The organism is Helicobacter sp. 13S00477-4, assembly GCF_002272785.1.
Lineage (GTDB): Bacteria > Campylobacterota > Campylobacteria > Campylobacterales > Helicobacteraceae > Helicobacter_J.
Window position 1 is genome coordinate 51,462 of the sequence record NZ_MLAS01000002.1, and the last position, 23,350, is coordinate 74,811.

The window sequence follows — 23,350 nt, forward strand, 5'->3', positions numbered from 1 at the left end:
AATAACCTTGCTCAATAATAAACCAAATATATAATACTTATATATCTTGCATAGTTATACCAATCAAATACTATTAATTTTAAATTAATTAAATTTTGATTAAATAAAAAATTTATTACTCAAAACGATACATAAAATGGATTATGCAAAATACCTAATTTAGATAGCAAAAGGCATTCATTAGTTTGTACTAAATGTGGTAATCCTGCATACTAATTGGAAAAAATATATTATATTTTGATTTTATTGAAGATTCAAAAACTAATAAAATTTGTAGCAAATGTGAAACATTAGAAAATATAATAATACAATAAAATATAATTTGAGCAATATACACAATCCAAGCATCAGATTTTTTAAAAAAATTAAAATATTGCTAAATCAAATTTTATAACCTCTAAAATTTTAAACTTACAACAAAATTCAATAAATTATCCTGATTTGTTCTTTATTGACAATCGCTAAATTAAGGAAATCCTCCAAATCAATATCACTATAACCATCAATATAAATCACAAAATCTTTCATTATTTGAAGTTTTTTCCTGACTGCATCATTGATTGATAAAAGATAATAAGAATCCTCACAAAAATAAAGCTTATTTGTTATGATTTCTTCTAAAGGCAAACTCAATATTTTGCCACTAATAAGGGCAAGATTCCTAGCAATATCCAATGAACTCATCTCATTTCTATTTGAAACAAGCTTCAAGCTACCTAATTCATTAGCTATAATCTTTGGTTTATCACAAAGGCTATAGACTTTATAGCCAATATCTAAAGATTGATTGATTTTGATCAAATCATTTTCTAAACTTTTCTTAATCTTTTCTCCTGCACGATTCACCCTTTCAATCGTAATATCACTGATAACAGGGTTTTTAGAACCTAATTCATTTTTACAAAAATCATAAGCAACCTCATCTTTCTTTTTATCAATAGGCTCATCAAGCTGCACTAAGATAAATTGTCTGTTGCCATTATCTTGTTCATTCAGCTCCATTACAGCTTGTGCGGTAGTCCCAGAACCAGCAAAAAAGTCTAGGATAATATCTGAATGTTTGGCACCTAAACTTATTAAATCTTTAATCAAATATTTAGATTTTGTATAGTTAAAAATATCTTTATTGAAAAGATTTTTAATTTCTGCACTACTATTTGCCGTTGAATATTTAGGAGAATAAAATGTTGTCTTTCCTCTTTTACTTGGCATATCTCCTAAGCTTGGTCGTTGTTTTTTATACAAAGAATAACCTTCTTTTGTTTTTTTAACTATCACTTCAAAAACTTCATTTTGAAATTTTTTTTCGTTCCAATACCAACTCATTTCTTTGTTATCAGTAATAGGCAATAATTCATAAGTATGTGTAGCATCTTTTTGCAAACTAAAAGTCAAACTTTTTTCATCAATGAAAATTGGAAAAAATAATTTTGGTCTTGCCGATCTAGGAGCATTTTTTCCTGTCGCTTTTAAGCTCCCACCTTCTTTCCACCAACCTATTTCATCTTGTTCCCACTCACTACTAGAATCTTCATCTATGAGTAAAACACCCATTTTAAATAAACCACTATCTTTAGCATAAATCAAGCAATATTCTTGAGTTTCCATCATTCCACTTGAATTATCATTTCCATTAAGTTTATTAACAATACTCATTGAATAAACAAAATTTCCCTCCCCAAAAATCTCATCACAAAGCAATTTCAAATTTGCTTGCTCATTATCATCAATACTGATGAATATCACGCCATCTTCACTTAGTAAATCTCTGGCTAATTTGAGTCTTGGCAACATAAAGGCAAGCCAACCTGTATGGCTCCTAGCAGAAGTGATATTCCTAAAAAATTTCAAAGCTTCGCTTGGTATTTCTTCATTATTTTCATTGATTTCTAACAACCCTACTTCAATCAGAATCTTTTTATAATCTTTCCTGAAATCATCTGGATAAATGAAATTTTCATTTTTAGTATTGTAAGGAGGGTCAATATAAATCATTTTTATTTTTTCATAATAAGCAGATTTAAGGAGTTTCAATACATCTAAATTATCCCCCCTGATGATAACATTTTGTGTTTCTTTGCACTTAGATTCTAGGGGGGGGGGGGCTAGTTTACTTTGTGTGATTTCAAGCTTGAGTTCTTTGTGAATAGGGGTAGAATAGAGTGCATTTGCCAATCCCTTCCCCGTCCAAGTGAGTTCATAACCTTGCATATTAGCATTTTTATTCACACCCAATAAGGTAGCAATAGCGTCTAAATTCACTTGATTATCAGAATCTATAGTTTGAGGAAAATGTTTTTTGAGGTTTTCAAAAAGAGGATTTTTAGATTCTCTTGAATCTATTATTTTGATACCTTGCTTTTGTAAATTGTTTTTATCTATCATTGCTATCTTCTTGTAATGTGGATTTTAATACATCTATAAGTTTTTGTTTATTGATTCTTGTTTGAAAAATCACCTTAATATTAGGCAAACGCCTATCTAATCCTTCAAAAAACCTTTTAGCATAATCAATCTTTTTCACTTCGTCATCAGAAATTCCTCTGATGCTATCATAGCCTTTTGTCTCACAAACAAAAAAGATTTTACTGCCATTTTTATCTTCTATCAAATAAGCAAAATCAGGCTCATAGTTTTTATAAGGTGTTGGGATAGAAAACTTAGGGAGTTTAGCAAAAACTTTAATCGTTTTATCATTTATGTTCATTGGATCATTTACCATAGCTTCTTTTTCAATATCACTATCATAAACACATTTTTCATAAAGATAATGTGCTTGAGGGATACTATCTTCATCTACAAAATGCCCTAATTTTTGCACTTCTATCTCTTCTTTTGGTTTTCCATTTGGATAAAAAAGCAAATCCTGATTGCTTATGTTTAAGATGGGTTCAAAATCATAAGAAACTGACTGGATAATATTTTTATGAATCTGTTCTTTTATGATATTTTTCAAAACCCCAAAAGCAAACTTTGGATTTTTGGAAAAATGCCTGTGGTTAAGTGCATTATAAACCTTCATCACAAAATCCAAAGATAAATTTTGCTCTTTTGAAAATTCTAAAATATTTTGGGCAATAAAAGTATTGTTATTAATATCTTTTTGTGGAAGGATTTTTTCTTCTTTTATAGTGATTTTATTATTAAAAGTATCATAATGCTTGCTTTGAATAAAAATATAATCTTGTGGGATTTCTTCTTGATTGAAAGCATTTACAATCTCTTCTATAAGTCTTTCTGTTTGAATATCTTGATAAACTATTTTAGTTTTTGCATTGATATATTCCCAAAGCTCTTTGAATTCTTGTGCTAGATTTTTTTTGATAGAGACTTTTGATTTTTGTTTATTAGCATTATTTGTTTGGAGATGTTTATTATTACTTGGTCTAAAAATCTCTAAAATAGAATCAAATTTATCGCCCAAAATATCTTTAATTTTAGAATTTTCATTCATAAGCTCATAAATTGGATTGATAATTTTAAAATTATCTGATTTTTCATCATATACAATAACATTTGCTTCTTCTAACATATTTATTATTTTATTGGCTTGCATTTGATTAAGTCCATAAGATTTAAGCATATCAAAATCTAAAGCCTTTTGATTGAAGCTAAAGCTAGATTCTTCAATCTCTTTTTGCAATCCTTCAATAAAACCTTTTTCCTCTCCGCTTACTACGACATCAAGATAGTTGATATCATAAAACACATTGCTATCACCACCAAGATAATCACATGTGATTCTTTTCCCTTCATCATTCACGCACAACCTTAAACCACGTCCAATTTGTTGATGACGTGAGATTTCAGAACTTGAGCTTGCGAGTTTTGTGATAGTGAAGATGTTTGGATTATCCCAACCTTCCTGTAATGCCCATACACTAAAGATAAAACGCAATGGTGTATCCAAATAAAGTAATTTTTCTTTCTGCTCTAAAATCAACTTCACGCCTTCTGCTTCTTTTTCTTCCTTACTCTTTCCATCTCCACTAAAATATCCTTGATGGACACACAAATCTCCACTAGAATCAAAATCTTTTGCCAAGTATTCTCTATAAGCTTTAGGTATATCAAGTTTTAAAATCTCTGCTCTTTTTAGCTTATAAATACGTTCAAATTCATTTTTAATAAATGGATTCTGTCCACGAAATGATTCAATATCAGGAATAAAAAAGAGTGATAAAGCCTTGATACCTTTTTCAAAAAGGCTTTGTTCTTTTTTGAAATGCAAATCAATACTCAAAGCAATAAGCTCTGCAGTTTGAATTTCATCTAATCTGTAGCTATCTTTAGATAAAGGAATGTTGGTTTGATTACTCAATATTGCACCATCTTTAGTATTCACCTTTATTAATTCAATCCCATTGAATTTAGGGTAATAAAGATTAGCACCTAAATCCTGTCCATAAAAAATATCTTTTTTATACTCAATATTGTCAAGAAAATAAGAAAATGTTGCTTTTTTATCCCTTGAATCTATTCTTATAAGCGAAGGTGCTTGATTTTGTCCACAAAGGGTATGAACATAAATCTGCTTGACAAGAAAAGTATTAAATGCACTGATAGAATCCAAACAATAAGCAAGATTGCTAAGCTTATGACTTTCTTCTTTAGGAAAGGTCGCACCAAATCGAAAATAAAGATTTTGGAATTTTTTAAATACATTGTAAAATTTTTCGCCTTTGAGCAAATGAGGCTCATCAATAATGCAAATTGGCTTGAGGGAAATGATTTCTTCAAAAATACTTTGATTACTAAAAAGATTTTCATTTTGTTTATGAAGAAGATTTTTCTGATCCTTGTCAATAGAGCTATTAGTCAAAATCAAGACTGAAAGTTCATCAGTATTTTTTATATAATGACTGATGATATTTAATAGACTTTTAGAATCATTATAATAGTATGGTTTCAGATATTTTTTATATTGTGTATAAAAATAATTTTTTGTAAGCTTGATATTTTGCTTGACTGACTCTAAAATCGCCTTACGCGGAACAAAAATAATGAATTTATTTTGTGAGTAAATCTTATTGAGTTCAAAAATAAGATTAAGATAAGTAAAAGTTTTGCCCGTACCTGTTTCCATTAAAATATCAATGTTCAGATTAGGACTCAAATCCCTAAGCGGTATTTTACAACGACTTGAATTATAAAATTTTTCTAAACATTCTTTTAGATTTTCATTATTTTGTCTTTTAAAATCAAAATCCTTTAAAATTGAGATGATGTTATCAATACAATGCTGTTGGTACTCTTGCTTTTCAAAAATCACAAACCAATCCTTGAATCAAAAATAAAAATATCTTTAATATAAACTTGCTTTTTGAATAATTTTGTCCATCCATTTGCTTCCTTATTATAGCATTCACAATATTATATTTAATAGAATAAATTCAATCCACCAACCAAAAATCACAAAAATTTGGCATAATCTTTAAAACCAAAAGGATTTTAAGACTATGAAAATCAAAATCTATTATGAAGATACTGATTGTGGTGGGATTGTTTATCACACAAATTATATAAAATATTGCGAACGGGCAAGGAGTGAAAAATTTTTCTCACTAGGGCTAAGACCTTATGAAAATTCAAATGGTTTTGTTGTACATTCTTTAGAAGCTCATTTTTTAGGTAGTGCGACACTCGGAGATGAAATTGATGTATCCACACAAGTCATTCAAGTAAAAAATGTATCTATCTTGCTCAAACAAGAAATACATAAAAATCAAAATAAAATATTTGAAATGGAAATCAAACTAGGTTATATCAATCTCAAAACCCACATACCAACTCCTATACCAAAACATTTCTTGGAGGTTTTAAATGCAAAATAAAGCTATAAATATTTTAGAAGGCAAACCAAATATTACTTATCCTTGTGAATGGGAATACCGAATCATTGGAGAAAATGAAGATAAAATCAAAGAAGCTGTCTTTGAAACAATGCCAAGAGTTTATCAATTAGAAACAAAAAATAGATCTTCTAAAGGTCGCTTCATCAGCTTACACGCAAAAATCATCACTAATAGCGAAGAAGAACGTAATGAAATCTTTACAAAACTTTCCAAACACCCAGAAATCAAAATGGTCATCTAACCTTTTACATCTAAAAGCCCTTCTTCAAACTCAAACAAAGGTTCTATAATTGATTTCTTCACTTCAATATTAACAGAGTCAAAGCCACTGAGTTCCCCCTTATGTCTCTCCAAAATCTTCTTAACACTTTCATAAGAAACATAAATCCAAGCACTCACTCCACTATCATTAAGATATACCTTCCCTTCAAGCGGTCCTAAATGAGGATAAATAGCATAAAATTCCAAACTCTGCTTTTTGAATTTGGATGGTTTGATTTGTATCAAACCGTCTTTGTTAGAATCTGAAATGACAAAAGAAAGCACATTTTTATGTAATGAAAGCAATAAATTCCCCAAATTCAAAAAATCATAACGATTTTGAGCATTTGCAAATTTATCAATCAAAAAATCTTTATAAGCTTCTAATGGTTCTTTTTTAGATTCTTTTAAAATCTTTTCTAAATCACTTAAAATAAACTTCAAAGGACTTTTTTCAATCACTTCAATCATTTTAGGCTGTCTAATGAGATCAGACAATATGATAGCACCCACTGAACTACGCGACATATTTGCCCAATATTTTTGCCCTATCAAAAGCTCTTTATGGCTTTTTGTCCGTATAGTCTTATTACCCAATGTCAAAATATATTCACCATTTTTATCCTTGCCCAATACTTTTAACAATAATGGTAAAGTGGCATTAAAGCTAATATCTCCCTTGAGTTCACTTGATAAGGTATTTAAATGAGCAATAGAGGCAATTTGTTCTAACATAGTGTTCGTTTGACAAAATCAGCAATTTCAAAACTAATTTCAAACTTTGATTTCAATCCAGTATGATGAACACTATCCTTAGAAAAAAGTATCATTTCATTATTTTGCGATCCAAATGGATTATGCTTGCCAATGATATTCAAGCATACTATATCACAGCTTTTCCCACCCTTGTGGATATTTTCTAACATCTTTTTTGCACTCTCTTGAGGTTCCTGGCTATCAGATTCTGCTTTGAATCCAATCTTAAAGAGATTTTCATCATCAAGTTCTTTAAGAATATCTATATTTTTTTTACAATCTATCTGCCAATCATCACCAATTTTGTCTTTTTTCAATTTGGATTCAAAACGTATTTTTGGAACATAATCACTGATAGCTGCTGCCATAAACAAAATCACTTTTTTATCTACAGGTATCCTTTCTTTAATAGCCATCAAATAAGAAGATGTATCATCAACCTCGACTCTATGCACCCCTAAGGGCAATTCAAATGGAAAACCTGAAGACACCAAACTTACCTTTGCACCTAACATATAAAGAGCTAAAGCTAAAGTGCTTGCCTGAAGACCACTAGAATGATTTGAAAGGTAACGAACTGAATCTATACATTCAACACTTCCCCCGCCCGTGATGATAACCTCTCTATCCTTCCAATATACAGAAGTTATTAACCTTTGACATACCCTAAAGACTATTTCAAGGACTTCTTGCATAGCCCCCTTGCCATATATATTACAAGCAAGCAAGCCAACCCTAGGCTCAATAATATCAAATCCAAAATCCACCAATCGCCTCAAACTCTCTTGAACTTGTTTGGATTCAAACATCACTGTATTCATAGCAGGAGCCAATATTTTAGGTGCTTTACAAGCCAAAACAGTACTCAAAATCAAGCTATCAGCAATACCTACAGAGAGTTTTGATAATGTATTGGCACTAGCAGGTGCGATGATAGCTACATCAGCCCATCTAGCATAAGCAATGTGATTACAAGCAATCCCATCAATCTCATCTGCCCAACTTTCTGTCTGCTCATGCAAAACTTGGGTATGTGCTATAGCTTCAAAACTAAGCGGAGTAACAAATCTTTTGGCTTCCTCACTCATCACCACTCGGACTTTTGCACCAAGTTTTTTGAACATACTGACAAGTTCTATAGCTTTATATACAGCAATAGAGCCACTCACCAAAATCAATATATTTTTATTATCCAAAACATTGAGATTTTGCATCATTGTCATTACATTTGAGTTATTTTTCAAACAGCCCATCCTGTGGAATCAAAAAGATATATTCTCACTCATTTTTAAAATCTCCTTTTCGCCCAGCCATTTATCATTACCATCACTACTGTATTCAAATCCTTCCTTAACACTCCTACCAGTTTCATTTTTTAAAGTCAAAGCATAATCAATAGGGGTTTGAAAACTAATCGTTGGTCTTAAGATAAAAAATCCATCAAATTCTAATGCTAAATGTGAATCATCCTTAGGTATCATCACTTCGTGCAATTTCTCACCAGGTCTGATTCCTACGATTTTTATAGGTAGATTTGGTGCCAAAGCCTTCGCCAAATCTACAATCCTCATGCTTGGAATTTTTGGGATAAAAATCTCTCCCCCTTGCATCCTTTCCAAACTATCAAGCACAAAATCTACTCCTTGTTCAAGAGTAATCCAAAAACGCGTCATCCTATCATCTGTGATTGGAATCTCTTTAGCTCCCTGTGCAATCAAATGCTTGAAAAAAGGGATAACACTCCCTCTGCTCCCAACAACATTGCCATAACGCACGACTCCAAATTTAGATTTTTGAACACCTTTGATATTATTTGCTGTGACAAAAAGCTTATCACTACATAATTTAGTAGCCCCATAAAGATTAATAGGATTAGCAGCCTTGTCAGTACTCAAAGCAAGGATATATCCTACTGCATTACTCAAAGCAGCATCAATAACATTAGACGCACCATAAACATTAGTCTTAATACATTCCATAGGATTATACTCAGCAATAGGGACATGTTTGAGTGCGGCTGCATGTATGCAAATATCTACCCCCCTCAAAGCACTATCAAGCCTTTCTTTATCCCGTACATCGCCAATAAAATATCTCATCCGTCTGTCAGAAAAAACCCTAGCCATTTCATATTGTTTAAGCTCATCACGACTGTAAATAATGATTTTTTTAGGGTTATATTTTCTTAGGATTGTTGAAACAAATTTCTTGCCAAAACTCCCTGTGCCTCCAGTAATCAAAATTGTTTTATCATCAATCAAATGAGGCATTTTTTTCCTTTACCAGCGATAACCTAAACTCATTGTAGCAATTTTGAGCTGTCCTAACCCATCAGATTGATACATACTCCGTCGATTATCCTTAAAAGTTACTGAATACGCTACACCCAAATCAAATCCTCTGAAATTAAATTTTGCCCCCAAACCTACCATATAACCATCTGAATCTGGGATACCTATTTTATCTTGTGGGCTAGGTGCCTCATCATAAGCCAAAGAACCCATCAAACGCACTAAACTATTGGTATAAGTAACACCTAAACGATAAGTATTGGTGTCCCTCCAGCCAGCACCCATATTCATCACGCCAGCAAAATCAGCAAGTCCAACCATATTTTTCAAAGTATTGCTTGTGAAAACATTTTGATTAGCCACCATACCACTGAGTCCAGTATAAGTTGCATTAGCAAAATCAGGTGTGACTAAAAATTTACTCCCACGACTCCAAAATGTCCTCTCATACACACCTTCGATCCGTAATCTATCTTTAAAAAATGTCTGTGCATAGGCAATAGTCAATATCTCTGGCATTGTAACAGCAATATTAAGATCACCTGTAGTCAAAACATTCCCTATAGCCCCACCAATATAAGTAGTCGCAGATAAATTACCTTTCATATCAAATTTTACAGGTGAATTATACACGACTGAAAACATCCCATGATCAAAAACCTTTAAAGAAGCAGCCACACGATATCCGCCGGATAGGGCTTTACCATCAGATTTTTGATAAACTTTCGCAGTGCCATAAAGATTAGTAGTTTCAGACTCAAGAGAACCCATCAAATCCTTCATTGTACAATCAAATACCTTACAAAACTTTAATGCTAAATTTATCAATGGATTATCTTTGGGTATCAAGGCATTCAATTGATCATCATCAAGATTTAAAACCTGATCTTTGCTCAATGAAATGCCTGTGCCATCTTTGTCCAAAGGGACATAAACCACATTATTAAAACTCCCCATTGCATATAAAAGTCTTGGTGCAAAGCCTATAGAAAATCGATTTCCTATCGTATAGCTTATACTGGGTGCAAATTCAACCATCATGATAAAAACATCTTGCAAAAACTCTCCACCCTTACCCTCCCAATTCATTGCCAAACCCGAAGGAGCAACAAAACTAGCTCCAAATGTGAATCCATTATGAGTCTTTGACTTATAAAAAAACTTTGGTAAGATAAAGTTCGTATCACCTGTAGAGCCAAAGACTACCTGCTCATCTGGAGAAGAATGATATAAATTGATAGGATCTTTCATAATCCCTGAAGCAATTTTTCCAATCTTGCTATCATCAAATTTTAAGCTTGTAGACGAATACAATCCTTGATTAGTCGTAGGCACGTCAAATTTAAATCCTGGTATTGTGATGATAGAAGTAGCGATCTCAAACTCGCTTTTATTTTCTCCCCAATCATTTTTAAATCCCATATTAGCAGGATTATAATAGGTTGCATCTGCTCCTCTAGCCCCTGCAACATAGGCAGAACTGAGGGCTGTGGCATTAAGACTTTGTTCTTGGATTTTAAATCCATTTCCAAGAGCAAAAGAAGACAGTACAAGCAATGATAAAATCTTTTTCATCTCATCCCAAATAATTATATTAGATATTATAGTTGCATAGACAACTGAATTTTGCTGACTATTTTATAATAATATCGTTAAAATTCCTATTATCTAAAAAACATCTATCTTAAGGAAAAAAATGAAAGAAATACAAGAATTGCTAAAAGCAATGAATGAGAGAGGGGGGGGGGGCGTATGAAAGCAGCATAAAAATATCATTGATAAAATCAAAGATTTAGGATTAAAACTACTCTACTTTAAGGGATTCATTGATATGAATGAATTTATTAAAACACTCCCTAATCCCCACACAAATGGATAGTCATTCTTGTTCAGGAGGATTTGTAACTTCATCATAATCATCAATAGAAATCGCTACACCTGTACTCATATTACGAAAAAGCACATGACCAGGCTTCCTTTCATAAAATATAATTTCACCACTTTTTTGGAATCTTTGTATCATTGCATCATTTGGTCCTATCTGTTTGCCAATCCCTCCAAAAATATCTTTACCCAACAAAATATCATCAAACAAATCTCCATAACTCACTTTACCAAAAAAATTTTTTGCAGCAGGCCATTTTGGAGCACAATCATTCAAAAAACATATTTTAGTTTTTTTCACACGAATACTACCAATGCTTTTGCCTAACTGAAAAAGCTCTAATTTTATCTCATTAGGTTCAACATCTAAAATACCATAATCATAAAATCTAAACATCGCAGTCTTAATATAAACTAGCTTGAATTTTGGTTTTTGGGTTTGAGTTTGGATGTTAGTTTTTTGAGATTCCTTGGGAGATTTATTTAAAAAAAAATCCCCAAGAGAAGCACAAGAAGCAAGTATCAAACAAAGTAAACTTGCTCCAAAAACTAAACTGAGTTTATTTAAGAATGTTTTATAAAAAGGCATTTTTAAGCACGACCACCACTAAGGGCACGATACCATATCCTTCCATCAAGCTTAAGCTCCATACTCACTTGACATAAACCATCTTTATAAACAGTTTCAGTAATCTCAGCATTCCTAATAAGGGCTTGGACTTTTGTCTTAACAGTAGAATTTTGCAATACCATATCTCTTACAGTATCTTGTGCATTCACTCGGATACCATACATCTTTTCACCAAGCTGTCTATAAGCATCCACGATAGCTGCACGTTTTGCTAAAGCCAAAGCTTGAGAAGGAGAAATAGTAGATTCTGGAGCCACACCCATACCTACTGCACTAAGCTCAATGACATTTGTAGGTGTCAAAATAGGAGCATTAGGTATCATCGGATCAGAATTTTTAGGTGCTAATGATTCATTAGAATTATCAAATCGAGTATCCGGAGGGGGCAAATCATCATTCCTTGAAGAACGAATATTACCTGCATTCAAGTTTGGATTACTAAAACCTGTAGGAGGATAAATAGGGGCTTGGACACCGGGTTGATAAACTGCTGATGGAGGTATCAGGCTTGTATCATCTGAAGGATTTACCAAAGAATTACACCCTGCCAATACTAAACTTACCGCTAAAAAAGCTGAACCGCTCAATAACCTTCTTGTCATAAAAACATCCTTTGAAATATTGTTTGGAATGTATAAAGCAAAATCTATGCCAATTTTATAAAGCCACGATCATAGGATTGAATGCTTTTGTTATAACAGCGACCTGATCACCTTCTTTAAACCTAGCAGCCTCATTTTCATCCAAAACAACCCTGACAATAGATTGATTGATAAGCACATCAGCAATAAAAACAATAGAATTTTTCACAATCTGCAATATTTCTCCTGTAATTTGTATTTTAGCACTCAGCCGTTCATTCAAAAATACCTCATCAGGAGTGCCAATTTTATTAATTTTTCCAGATTCAATCATAATGATTTTATCAGAAAGCCTAAAGACCTCAGCGAGATCATGACTGACAAGAAAAACACTGAGTCCAAAATATCGACTCAATTTTTTCAATTCTCTTTGAAGTCGCAATCTCATCCCTCCATCCAAAGCACTCAGAGGTTCATCTAAAAGTAAAATATTTGGTGAACTCACTATTGCCCTAGCTAATGCCACTCTTTGAGCCTGTCCACCTGAGAGGGTATGTATTTTATTTTGATATAATTCTTCAAGCTCCATCAGAGTAATCACTTCTTCAAGACGTTGCCTATCACCTTTATGCCCAAAAATAATATTTTGATAAACATTCAAATGAGGGAAAAGAGCATAATTTTGAAAAACAAATCCTATTCGTCTTTTCATTGGTGCTAGATTGATTTTTTTAGAAGAATCAAAAAAAATCCTATCTCCAACTACTATCCTTCCCTTATCAGGATTCTCCAATCCAGAAATAATGCGTAAAATCGTTGTCTTCCCAGCACCTGATTTACCAAAAATAGAAAAAAATTCCCCCATAGGCAATCGTAAAGAAACCTCAATACTAAAGCCATCAAGTTTTTTTTCAAAATCTAGCTCAATCATAAAATGCCTTTATATTTGCCTCTCTTATTGAGAAAAATGACCACAAAAAGCAAAATAAAACTCACCAAAGCCAAACTCATAGCATATTGATTAGCCATTGAATAATTTGCTGCTTCTGCTTGTGTATAAATAGCAATACTAGCAACTCTAGTCTCCCCCGCTATATCGCCTCCTATCATCATCACCACTCCAAATTCTCCAACAGTATGTGCAAAAGTCGTTACCATTGCCATTAAAATGCTCGATTTGATATTAGGCAAAAGCACGAAAAAAAGAGTATAAATTTTGCCTTTACCCAATGTATAACTCGCTTCCCTTAAAGATGTATCTAAAGAGCTAAGTCCATTTTTAATGGGTCCAACCATAAATGGCAAAGAAAAAATCACACTCCCCACCACTAAACCCCAAAAACTAAAAACCAATCGCACACCAAAAATATCTTGCAAAATCGCTCCAAAAGGCTTTTGAGGAGAAAATAAAATCAACAAATAAAATCCTAAAACCGTTGGGGGCAAAACCAATGGCATCCAAATCAAAGTCTCTATGAAAGTCCTCAAAATACTTCTGCTAAAAGCCAAATAAGTACCTAAAAAAATCCCAATAGGCAGTAAAATCAACATCGTAATAGATGCTAATACAAAAGTCAAACGCATCGTTTGTAAAAATTCTATATCAAACATACTCAAGCATCACTTCAGAAGATTTTACAAACCAACCAAATTTTTTATCTATCCCTACTTCAAGTTCTCTATAAGCTTCTAAAGAGATGAGTGAAGAAATCTCTCTACCCTCAAACATAAAAATTACCCTAGCAATAACCCCTCCAAGCTCTACTTTCACAACTCTTGAAACAAAACGATTCCTTGCACTGATTTTTGAATAACCTTCATCACAAACCATCACTTCTGTCTCCTTAAAGATTGCATAAACCTCTCTACCAACCTCAAGGATATGTTGACTTTCTAAAAGCATCGCACTCAAAAAATGTTTTCCAGACCTAAGCCTAATAAAAATCAAACCCTCATCATAAAAAATACTTTCTATCTTGCACAAGATTCTATTCATCAAACCCATACCCATATTTCTTGAATATTTTTTTTACACCTGCACTTAAAATAAAATCTTTGAATTCTATAGCTAAAGGATTATTTTTACCATAGTTTGTCAAAACCAAAGCTTGATTGATAGGTGCATAAAGAGTTTTGTCAACTAAAATATAGCTGACATTCTTATTGTATTTATCTATCAAAGAAAATGCACCAAACCCTACTTCTGCACTTCGAGTAGCTACAAATTGGTGGGCTTGAGAAATTGATGTTGCGTTCACAAGTTTAGAGCTTACAATACTCATCAATTCACTTTTTTCTAAACTTTGCTTTGCAGCCCTACCATAAGGAGCAAGTTTAGGATTAGGGATAGCAATATGAAAAATTTTTTTATCAGTAAGATTTTTTAATGAAGTAATTTTGATTTTGGGATCAGCACTCCAAAGTACTAAAACTCCTTGAGCATAGACCTCTTCTTTATCAGGAACTTTGCCCTCCATATACAACCTATGAGGAAACTCCTCATCCGCAGAAAGAAATATATCAATAGGAGCCCCTTGCATAATCTGAATATAAGCTTTCCCTGATGAAGAATAGCTAATATTAATCTTATCTTGCGGATGAGTAGATAAAAATTCTTTTTGAATTTCACCTAATACATGTGAAAGATTCGCTGCTGCTGCTACATTAATTTCTCTTGCAAATCCCACACTCAATAAAATCCAAATTAAGAAAAACACCCTCATATTAACCCTATTTGCTTTATTTTATGCCTTAGATTCATTATATAATATTATATATAACGATTTTAAGAAATTTCAAGCTTTTTTTCAAGGATTTGGATTCTCTCCTCTAAATCGTCTAAGTCTACTATATTATCCAAATAAGATTCCACTCCTACCATTACTTTTTCAAGCCTTTTGAAAGCTATTATGAGTCTTTGTCCTTCAGGAGTGATGGCAGTCCCTCCCCCTCCTTTACCACCATTATTACTTTCTACTAAATGCTCTTTAGAAAGACGATTCATACTATCAATACTATCCCAAGCTGCCTTATAGCTCATTTTCATATTTTTAGCTGCTTTTGAGATTGAGCCAGTCGTTTTGATATGCTCAAGTAATTCAATCCTACCCTTGCCTAAAAAATTTTTATTTTCTTTTTTTATCCAAAATCGTAGGAAAAACTTCATATCAATTTGTCATTTCATCTTTATATTTATCACTGATAAGTAAAAATTCATCAATATTATCTAACAACAAATCCACTAATTCAGGCTGGAATTGTTTGCCTTTGAGGTTCCTAATGTATTCTACTACTTCAGGCAAAGGCCAAGCTTTTTTATAACACCTATCATTGCTGATAGCATCAAAAACATCTACAACAGTTGTAATCCTACCAAAAAGAGGGATATTTTCTCCTTTAAGCTTATTGGGATAACCATTCCCATCCCACCATTCATGATGTGTCCTTGCTATGATAGATGCTGCTTGCAAAATTGAACGATTAGAGCCTTCTAACATATCAGCACCCAATGTTGTATGTGTTTTCATCACTTCAAATTCTTCAGGGGTCAATTTACCAGGCTTATTCAAAATAGAATCAGGGATACCAACCTTTCCAATATCATGCATTGGAGAAGCTATTTGTATGAGTTCTTGATCCTGAGCTGAGCAACCATAAAGCTTGGCAAGTAGTTTAGAATAATCTGCCACCCTCTTGATATGATTGCCTGTTTCTCTGCTTTTTCCCTCACATATTGCACCCATAGAAAAAATAACATCCCTTTGGACATTTTCAATCTCTTTTTGGGCTTCAATAATTTTTGTAATATCTGTACCTGTAGCCATAATTTCAATAGGATTGCCTTCAAGATCATAAATCCACACCGCAAAACTATTGATATAAAATTCCTTCCCATCAGATCTTGTCCATCCTAAAACACCCTTATAAATCCCTTTTTGACTTAAGATTTTGCCAATACTTAAAAATTGTTCTTTTTGCTCTTCATCTAAAAAATCATAAAGATTCCTACCCAAAACATTTTCCTTATTCCCAAATACTTCTAAAAATGTCTCATTGGTATAAATAAAATCACGATTCATATTCAGACGAAAAAGGATTTGACTATTATCAATGACATTTTCATATTGTTTCAAAAGGTATTGTTTTTCTTCCTCGGAATATTGCAAAAATTTGATATCATTTTCAAGTCTCTTTTGCCTCATCTCTTCATCTGTCCGATCAATTTCACCAACAATATAAGAAATCACTTCTCCATTATTGTCAAAAATAGCCTTAATAAAGGTATTGACATAGTATAAACTACCATCTTGGCGAAGATGAGTCATTTTACCACTCCATACACCATTTTTCTTTAGAGTCGGGACAATTTCGCTCAATGTAAAATCAATCATCTCTTGATTCAAAAATTCTAAAGCATTCCTACCTAAAGTCTCTTCTCTTGTATAGCCTGATATTTTAGACATCTTATCATTGACATAAGTGATGTTCAAATCCTTATCGGTTTCAAGATGCTGGATAGCCTCAATAACAAGCTCACGATAACTCCTCAATGAAAGCGTAGTAGCATCAAGCTCCTTAGAAGTTACTTGTGATAAATGTGTGATTGCATTTAAAATAGAGGATTCCTTACTCCAAGTCAATCCTAAAGAATCTTTTTCTGAAGAAAAATCAAATTCATTCTCACTTAATATGACCCTTGTATTTGTGAGGTTCAAAATCTCATTAGATTGTTCAAAATGAAATATCTCACCAAAAGTAAAAAAACCACACACAGAAGTCGTATCTGTAAAAATACCTAACAACTCATTAATGCCATCCAAACCTAAAAACAATATCCTACCAATACATGAATACATATAAATAGCTTCAGGTCTTCTTGGACGTTTACTATCTTCTTCTAAAAGATCTTTTTTGACATTTTCAAGGAACCCGAAAGAAAACTTTACTTGAGTGCCCTCTGGGATGTTGCCTAAAAATGCAATCCCTCCATCATCACAAACCCTATCTAACACCCTCCCGACTAAATTACCTTGAGAATCTTCAAAAACAAAAGGGAAATTCCAGCCTTCTTTTTCAAGATTATTGAAAACCTCTTGACCAAGATAATTTTTATAAATTTCTTTGATAGGTATACCATTTATCTCATAAACAATATTTTCACAAGACTTAGTGACATTAAGACCCAAACCAATAGGTTTCCAGCCAAAAATATAGCTATTTTGAACATTCAACACATCTGAATCAATCGCTGCACAAACAACCCCATCTGTATACACGCCCTGTGTGTTGCCTATCACAGTCCTCACTGCCCTCATATCACTTGCAGCTGCCTTCCCTCCACTCACAATCAAATCAGGAACCAAACGATAAATCTCACTCAAAAGCTCTTCACCCAAAATGCTAAAATATTCTATGAACATGATCAAAAGTTTTGTTCTAGGACTCACCAAAGAAGAAATAATATTTTGAGCCATTTGTTTTTCATCTGTTTGGAGAGAAAAATGTGCAGTCTTCACATCAGAATATAAAAAACAAGATATGCCCAAACAAATTTCACTCAATGCCTTAGATTCAAATAATTGATAAGAGCTTGATGCAAGCAAAATTTCACTACCGGGCAAAAATTCATTGAGGATATCAATGAGATATTCTGACATCTCTTTGCCCAAAGAGCCAAAAATCTGTATGAAATATTTTTCTCCACTATTATGACAAACCTGATAATGTTTTAATTCAGCCTGTAATTGGATTTTATCCTTAAAAACAATATTTACTAATCTCAATATTTTTCCTTAGGGGGGGGGGCATAATCTTAAAAACTTTTAAATACATTAGTATTTGGAATGAAAATATACTTAAAAGTCAAAGAATTGTCAAACAAGTTTATGGGTATGGAAAGAAATTCCAAAAATATGATATCCATCTTCATAAACATACTCCAATCTATAATGATGCAAAGATAAAATCTCACTCACAATAGAAAGCCCAAGTCCATGACCGCTCACAGCATTATGTGAAGGATCTCTACAAAAAGGCTCCAGATAATAGCTAATGTCGTGTTCAAGCTTATTGCCTTTATTTCTAATGACAATTTTATTTTGAATGCATTCAATAAAGATTTTATCTTCTTTTGTATATTTAAGTGCATTCTCAATTAGATTTTTTAATGCGACAGATAAAAGCCTCAAATCACCTTGAATGAAAAAATTCTCCCCAAAATTCACCTCAATCCTATTCTCTTCATCAACAAAACTAAAAAGCGATTCAAACACGAGTGTTTCACTCAAAAATTCTTCATTAGCAATGATAATATTACCACTATTAACCCTCTCAAATTCCAACATATTATCTGAAATTTTTTGCATATCTAAAACATATCGCTCAAGTTTTTTGTTTTCAGGGGTTTTATTGCCCTCCATAGCTAAAATCAATTTCATCTTTGCTAAAGGTGTTTTGAGTTCATGACCAATATTCCTCAAAATCAACTCTCGACTTTTAAGCATTTTTGAGATTTTATCCCCCATTAAATTAAAAGTCTTTATCAAATCTCCAATCTCATCCTTGCGACAAGTATGGAGGATTTTATTGTATTGTCCCTTCGCAAACTCTTTGATAGCAAAATTGAGTTTATTCAAAGGTGCCAAAAGAGTAAAAGATATGATATATAAGATAATCAAAATCAAAACAATAGGCAAGAAAAAAACCTGAAGTCTATTTTCTTCCCAAAAATCAGTTTCAAAATCTTTCACTACAATAAAAGTATCACCAAAATAATTCACACTAAAACCAATCCTATTTTTGGTGCGAAAAATCGTTATACGCAACATATCATCTTTGACGACTTCAAGGACTTTATAATTTTTTGGCATTTGAGGCAATCTGATATATTCGAATTTTTTTACAGCCAACATTACCGCATTAAGATTCCCTGTGGTGTAATTGGGCAGAATACTTTGAATAAAAAGCATTGTTTCATTTTTAGCACGTTCATTTTGCTTTTCTAAAATAATCCTATCAGTTTGATACCACAGACCAATCACAAATAAAAATGCCATCCCAAAAAGCAAACTGAATTTTAAACGTAAACTACCTATAAACAAAATTTATACCCTATCCCCCATACTGATTGGATAAACTTAGGTTCTTTGGCATTGTCATTGAGTTTTGCTCTGAGATTCCTAACATGAGTATCAATACTACGCAATAAGCTGTCTTCATGGATAGCATTGATCGTATTGGCGATGACTTCTCTTGAAACTGGGTGCAATCTATTTTCTATCAAAAATATCAAAATATCAAACTCTGTATTTGTCAAGTCCAACACTTGACCAGAAAGCTTAGCTTCTCGTTTTTGGATATTGATATTGAGGTTATCAAAAGACATTTCTTTTGGCTTGAATCTCCTTAACATTGCATTGATTCGTGCGATAAGCTCAGCAGGCTCATAAGGCTTAGCCAAATAATCATCAGCTCCTTTTTCAAAACCTTGAATCTTATTATAAATATCCCCTCTAGCAGTAGAAATAATGATAGGAATTTGTGAAATATTCCTGATTTTCTTACAAAGTTCAAAACCATCCATTTCAGGTAATGTCAAGTCCAAAATAATCAAATCAATATTTCCCTGATTTTCTCTAAGCAAATCAATAGATCTATTAGGTGAATCTGTAGCCAAAACTTCAAATTTTGCCTGTTCTAAATAAGTTTTTATCAATGCTTGCATTTCCAAATCATCTTCGACTAACAACAATTTGCTCATTTTTTCTCCTTCAATGAATTTAAATTTTAATCTATTTCACTATATTCTTTTGAAATCTTACTCCTTTGTTCATCATTAAGGATTACATGCAAATCTTTCAAAAACTTCAAATCAATTTTAATTTTCTTATCAGTAATCATTTTCATCTTGATTTCAATTTCTTTTGTGTCAAAATCTTTTTTATTAAAAGACCTCATTGCCAATGCATCTATTTTTTCATTCTCATGCCACCATTCTTTAAGCTCATGATGATATTCTTTGAATAACTCTTTGACTTCTTTTTCTTGATGATGGTCTAAATCTGCCTCTTTTAAATCTTTGTGTAATTCATTGAGATCTCTCCAATTATCAGCAAAAACACAAGAAATAATAAATAAATAAACAAGTAATTTCTTCATCACTTACCTTTTGAGACATTTTTTATAAAACTAAATTATAATGAGTGAATTTATAGTTTTTGTCAACTATTAAACAATTTTGATTTTTAAATTAAAAATTTATCAATTAATAAAATTTAATTTTTAAAAATATTTTGCCCTTTCATATTGCTTGGAGATTTCTATATCAACACCAAGCTCCAAAGCTGCTTGAATACTCCAATATGGATTCCTAAGCAACTCTCTAGCCAAAAAAACTGAATCTATAATATTTGATTGTATCAATTTATTTGCCATTTTTGCTTCTGTGATGAGACCCCCACCGATGCAAGAGATTTCAAGTGCTTCTTTCAAAATCCTTGCACATTCTATTTGATATCCCGGATATGTCTTGATACTAGCTTCAATAACCCCGCCTGTACTGACATCCAAAACATCAAAAAGATTTTTCAATGGGGATAATAATTTTATGCAATCTTCAATCTCATTTCCGCCATCTATATAATCTCTGGCAGATATACGAATCATTAAGGGAAAATCTTTAGGCAAAACAGATTTGACTGCCTCAAGAATCTCCCTTAAAAAGAGTGCCCTATCTTTACCATAACTATCATGACGTCGATTGCTCAATGGAGACAAAAATTCACTCACCAAATACCCATGTGCTGCGTGGATTTCAATAGCATCAAACCCAGCTTTTAACGCTCTTTGTGCAGCATTGGCAAAATCTTGTATGGTATTTTGTATGTCATTAAGACTCATTTCTCTTGGAATCTTAGAATCCTTAGAAAAAGCAATAGGAGATGGTGCAATGATCTCTTCACACTCGCACTCACATTTCCTACCTGCATGCCCTATTTGTATAGCCATTTTGGCTCCATAATGTTTGCAAGCTTTTACAACACAAGCTAGCCCTTCAATATGTTCATCACTCCATATGCCTAAATCTTGATTGGATATCCTTCCATCTGCAGACACTGCACTTGCTTCAACAATAATCAAGCCCACTTGACCAACTGCCCTAGTGAGGTAATGGGTATGATGCCATTGATTTATCATTCCATTTTCAGCACTGTATTGATCCATTGGTGCCATCACAATGCGATTTTTGATTTCCAAATCTTTTATATTCCAAGTAGAAAAAAGTGTCTGCTTCATTCTATCATCCTCAAAAACTAGTATTTGATATAAAATCCCTTTTCATTATAGACAACATCATATTTTTCTCCACTATCAAGATCAATAAGATAACATTGCTCAATTGTTTCTGCTAGGGCTCTCTCAATAGGTATTTGACGAAGCCTTTGATTGACTTCATCGATATCTTCACACAAAGCTGAAAAACCAAACATCATCAATTTGTATTGAAAATCCATTTTTATAGCCTTCAGTAAAATATACATTCATTCACTAAAAGAAACTCTACCACAAAAATATTATATTTGTTAAAATCACACTATCACAAATCTAAAAAATAAGGATTTTTATGAATAACTTTATACAAACTCGTGGCAATGACAATTCAAGAAATCAAAAAGCAAGTTTTGAAGAAGTAATATTAAATCCTAATGCTTCTTTTGGGGGACTCTATACACTTGAAAAATTGCCTCAAATAGATTTCAAGCCACTTTTGAATCTAAATTATTCACAACTGAGTGAAAAAATCTTTGATGAACTTCAACTAACTCTTGATAAAGAGATTTTACAAGAAGCCCTCAAAAGTTATGAAACTTTTGATAATCCTAAAAATCCTGCCCCTTTGATACAAACAGAAAAAAATATTTATTTTCAAGAACTCTATCACGGACCAACAAGAGCGTTTAAAGACATGGCTTTGCAGCCTTTTGGAATCATCTTTTCCAAACTCGCACAAAATAAAAATAAAAAATACCTTATACTCACAGCCACAAGTGGAGACACTGGACCTGCGACCCTCCAAACCTTCGCAAATCAAGCTGATATTTTTGTACTCTGTCTGTATCCAAAAGGTGGGACAAGTGATGTTCAAGAACTTCAAATGATCACCCAAGAGGCAAAAAATCTAAAAATACTAGGCATAAAGGGGGATTTTGATACTGCTCAAAACATACTCAAATCCCTCTTAAAAGATGAAGATTTTAAAAAAGCCCTAGAAGCTAAAAACTTTTCCCTATCAGCGGCAAATTCTGTTAATTTTGGGCGCATTGCTTTTCAGATTATTTATCATATTTGGGGTTATTTGACCTTAGTGAGGGACAAAAAAATCCCTTTTGGGCAAAAAATTTATATCGTCATACCTAGTGGCAATTTTGGCAATGCCTTAGGGGCTTTTTATGCAAAAATGATGGGCTTACCCATTGAAAAAATCATCATCGCTTCAAATCCAAACAACATCCTCACAGAATTTATCCAAACAGGGATCTATAATATCAAAGATAAAACTCTAATCAAAAGCTATTCTCCTGCAATGGATATCTTAAAAAGCTCCAATATAGAAAGACTACTTTTTGCCCTTTTTGGTGCCTCACGCACCAAAGAATTGATGCAAAACCTTGAAGAAAACTCTTTTTACAAGCTAAAACCAAAAGAATTATCTCAAATCCAATCGCATTTCTTAGCTACTTTTTGTGATGACAAAGGATGCCTCCAAACCATCAAAGAATCTTTTGAAAAAGGCTACCTGATTGATCCACACACTGCTACAGGACTCAAGGCTGCAAAAACATTCTGTGAAGATACTCCGATTATTATTTGCTCCACAGCAGAATGGAGTAAATTTGCCCCCACTGTTATACAAGCTATCTTTGAAAAACAGCTCAATGACAAAGAAGCTATCAATATGATGCAAAAACAAAAAGATATTCAAATCCATCCTTTTATAAAAAATCTTTTTTCCAAACCCATTGTCCATACAGAGGTTTTAGACAAAGATAAAATCAAATCAAGCATTCTAAACTGGTTAGAATAAACCAAAAT

Annotated in this window: 22 protein-coding genes; 3 read left to right on the plus strand and 19 right to left on the minus strand. The window is 32.6% G+C overall.

Translation table 11 applies throughout. The annotated features are described in order from the left end of the window. Positions 1-423 precede the first annotated feature (423 nt). Both BKH44_RS01675 and BKH44_RS01680 read right to left on the minus strand, forming a co-directional pair. Positions 424-2,385 carry a site-specific DNA-methyltransferase gene (locus tag BKH44_RS01675; RefSeq protein ID WP_095269469.1) on the minus strand — a complete coding sequence of 654 codons (1,962 nt, stop codon included), beginning with the start codon at positions 2,383-2,385 and terminating at the stop codon, positions 424-426. Next, positions 2,375-5,272 carry a DEAD/DEAH box helicase family protein gene (locus BKH44_RS01680; protein WP_095269471.1) on the minus strand — a complete coding sequence of 966 codons (2,898 nt, stop codon included), beginning with the start codon at positions 5,270-5,272 and terminating at the stop codon, positions 2,375-2,377. Before BKH44_RS01680 ends, BKH44_RS01675 begins: the two co-directional genes overlap by 11 nt. Before the next feature lie 187 nt (positions 5,273-5,459). Here BKH44_RS01680 and BKH44_RS01685 point away from each other — a divergent pair, with 187 nt between their 5' ends. Then, a complete protein-coding gene (locus BKH44_RS01685; RefSeq protein ID WP_095269472.1) occupies positions 5,460-5,834 on the plus strand; it encodes a thioesterase family protein in 375 nt (124 codons plus the stop codon). Next, positions 5,824-6,096: a DUF493 domain-containing protein gene (locus BKH44_RS01690; RefSeq protein WP_257842565.1), complete on the plus strand. Its 273-nt coding sequence runs from the start codon at positions 5,824-5,826 to the stop codon at positions 6,094-6,096. The genes BKH44_RS01685 and BKH44_RS01690 overlap by 11 nt, the downstream gene beginning before the upstream one ends. Here BKH44_RS01690 and BKH44_RS01695 read toward each other — a convergent pair. The 17 genes from BKH44_RS01695 to BKH44_RS01775 form a co-directional block, all read right to left on the minus strand. Further along, positions 6,093-6,851 (minus strand): hypothetical protein, encoded by a 759-nt coding sequence (locus tag BKH44_RS01695; RefSeq protein ID WP_095269474.1) that lies wholly within the window; start codon positions 6,849-6,851, stop codon positions 6,093-6,095. The two genes, BKH44_RS01690 and BKH44_RS01695, sit on opposite strands and share 4 nt — an antisense overlap. Further along, positions 6,845-8,116, minus strand: coding sequence for a bifunctional phosphopantothenoylcysteine decarboxylase/phosphopantothenate--cysteine ligase CoaBC (coaBC, locus tag BKH44_RS01700; protein WP_257842566.1), 1,272 nt, complete (start codon positions 8,114-8,116; stop codon positions 6,845-6,847). The genes BKH44_RS01695 and coaBC overlap by 7 nt, the downstream gene beginning before the upstream one ends. Before the next feature lie 18 nt (positions 8,117-8,134). After that, positions 8,135-9,133, minus strand: coding sequence for a UDP-N-acetylglucosamine 4,6-dehydratase (inverting) (pseB, locus tag BKH44_RS01705; protein ID WP_095269621.1), 999 nt, complete (start codon positions 9,131-9,133; stop codon positions 8,135-8,137). Between the two features lie 18 nt (positions 9,134-9,151). Continuing rightward, the gene (locus tag BKH44_RS01710) at positions 9,152-10,738 is read right to left on the minus strand and encodes an outer membrane protein transport protein (RefSeq protein WP_095269478.1); all 1,587 of its coding nucleotides are present in this window, start codon (positions 10,736-10,738) and stop codon (positions 9,152-9,154) included. Positions 10,739-11,042: 304 nt separating this feature from the next. After that, positions 11,043-11,636, minus strand: coding sequence for a hypothetical protein (locus BKH44_RS01715; protein ID WP_095269480.1), 594 nt, complete (start codon positions 11,634-11,636; stop codon positions 11,043-11,045). A gap of 2 nt (positions 11,637-11,638) precedes the next feature. Continuing rightward, positions 11,639-12,280 (minus strand): LPP20 family lipoprotein, encoded by a 642-nt coding sequence (locus tag BKH44_RS01720; protein ID WP_095269481.1) that lies wholly within the window; start codon positions 12,278-12,280, stop codon positions 11,639-11,641. A 55-nt stretch (positions 12,281-12,335) separates the two neighbouring features. Continuing rightward, positions 12,336-13,190 carry an ATP-binding cassette domain-containing protein gene (locus BKH44_RS01725; protein WP_095269483.1) on the minus strand — a complete coding sequence of 285 codons (855 nt, stop codon included), beginning with the start codon at positions 13,188-13,190 and terminating at the stop codon, positions 12,336-12,338. After that, on the minus strand, positions 13,187-13,870 hold the full coding sequence (gene modB, locus BKH44_RS01730; protein WP_095269485.1) for a molybdate ABC transporter permease subunit: 684 nt from the start codon (positions 13,868-13,870) through the stop codon (positions 13,187-13,189). The genes BKH44_RS01725 and modB overlap by 4 nt, the downstream gene beginning before the upstream one ends. Continuing rightward, entirely contained in the window at positions 13,863-14,255 is a 393-nt protein-coding gene (locus BKH44_RS01735; protein WP_095269487.1) for a TOBE domain-containing protein, read from the minus strand. The genes modB and BKH44_RS01735 overlap by 8 nt, the downstream gene beginning before the upstream one ends. Then, on the minus strand, positions 14,248-14,982 hold the full coding sequence (modA, locus tag BKH44_RS01740) for a molybdate ABC transporter substrate-binding protein (RefSeq protein WP_095269489.1): 735 nt from the start codon (positions 14,980-14,982) through the stop codon (positions 14,248-14,250). The genes BKH44_RS01735 and modA overlap by 8 nt, the downstream gene beginning before the upstream one ends. 62 nt (positions 14,983-15,044) lie before the next feature. Beyond that, complete coding sequence (locus BKH44_RS01745) at positions 15,045-15,425, minus strand: LysR family transcriptional regulator (RefSeq protein ID WP_095269490.1); 381 nt, start codon at positions 15,423-15,425, stop codon at positions 15,045-15,047. A gap of 1 nt (position 15,426) precedes the next feature. Then, positions 15,427-18,042: an HD domain-containing phosphohydrolase gene (locus tag BKH44_RS01750; protein WP_095269492.1), complete on the minus strand. Its 2,616-nt coding sequence runs from the start codon at positions 18,040-18,042 to the stop codon at positions 15,427-15,429. A gap of 90 nt (positions 18,043-18,132) precedes the next feature. Next, positions 18,133-19,359 carry an ATP-binding protein gene (locus BKH44_RS01755; RefSeq protein WP_095269494.1) on the minus strand — a complete coding sequence of 409 codons (1,227 nt, stop codon included), beginning with the start codon at positions 19,357-19,359 and terminating at the stop codon, positions 18,133-18,135. Next, positions 19,350-20,018: a response regulator transcription factor gene (locus tag BKH44_RS01760; protein WP_095269496.1), complete on the minus strand. Its 669-nt coding sequence runs from the start codon at positions 20,016-20,018 to the stop codon at positions 19,350-19,352. The genes BKH44_RS01755 and BKH44_RS01760 overlap by 10 nt, the downstream gene beginning before the upstream one ends. 26 nt (positions 20,019-20,044) lie before the next feature. Continuing rightward, a complete protein-coding gene (locus BKH44_RS01765; RefSeq protein WP_095269497.1) occupies positions 20,045-20,416 on the minus strand; it encodes a hypothetical protein in 372 nt (123 codons plus the stop codon). Between the two features lie 123 nt (positions 20,417-20,539). Continuing rightward, positions 20,540-21,553 carry an NADPH dehydrogenase NamA gene (gene namA / locus BKH44_RS01770; RefSeq protein ID WP_095269499.1) on the minus strand — a complete coding sequence of 338 codons (1,014 nt, stop codon included), beginning with the start codon at positions 21,551-21,553 and terminating at the stop codon, positions 20,540-20,542. A 17-nt stretch (positions 21,554-21,570) separates the two neighbouring features. Further along, positions 21,571-21,771, minus strand: coding sequence for a hypothetical protein (locus tag BKH44_RS01775; RefSeq protein ID WP_095269501.1), 201 nt, complete (start codon positions 21,769-21,771; stop codon positions 21,571-21,573). A 110-nt stretch (positions 21,772-21,881) separates the two neighbouring features. Here BKH44_RS01775 and thrC point away from each other — a divergent pair, with 110 nt between their 5' ends. Beyond that, complete coding sequence (gene thrC, locus BKH44_RS01780) at positions 21,882-23,342, plus strand: threonine synthase (protein ID WP_095269503.1); 1,461 nt, start codon at positions 21,882-21,884, stop codon at positions 23,340-23,342. Positions 23,343-23,350 lie beyond the last annotated feature (8 nt).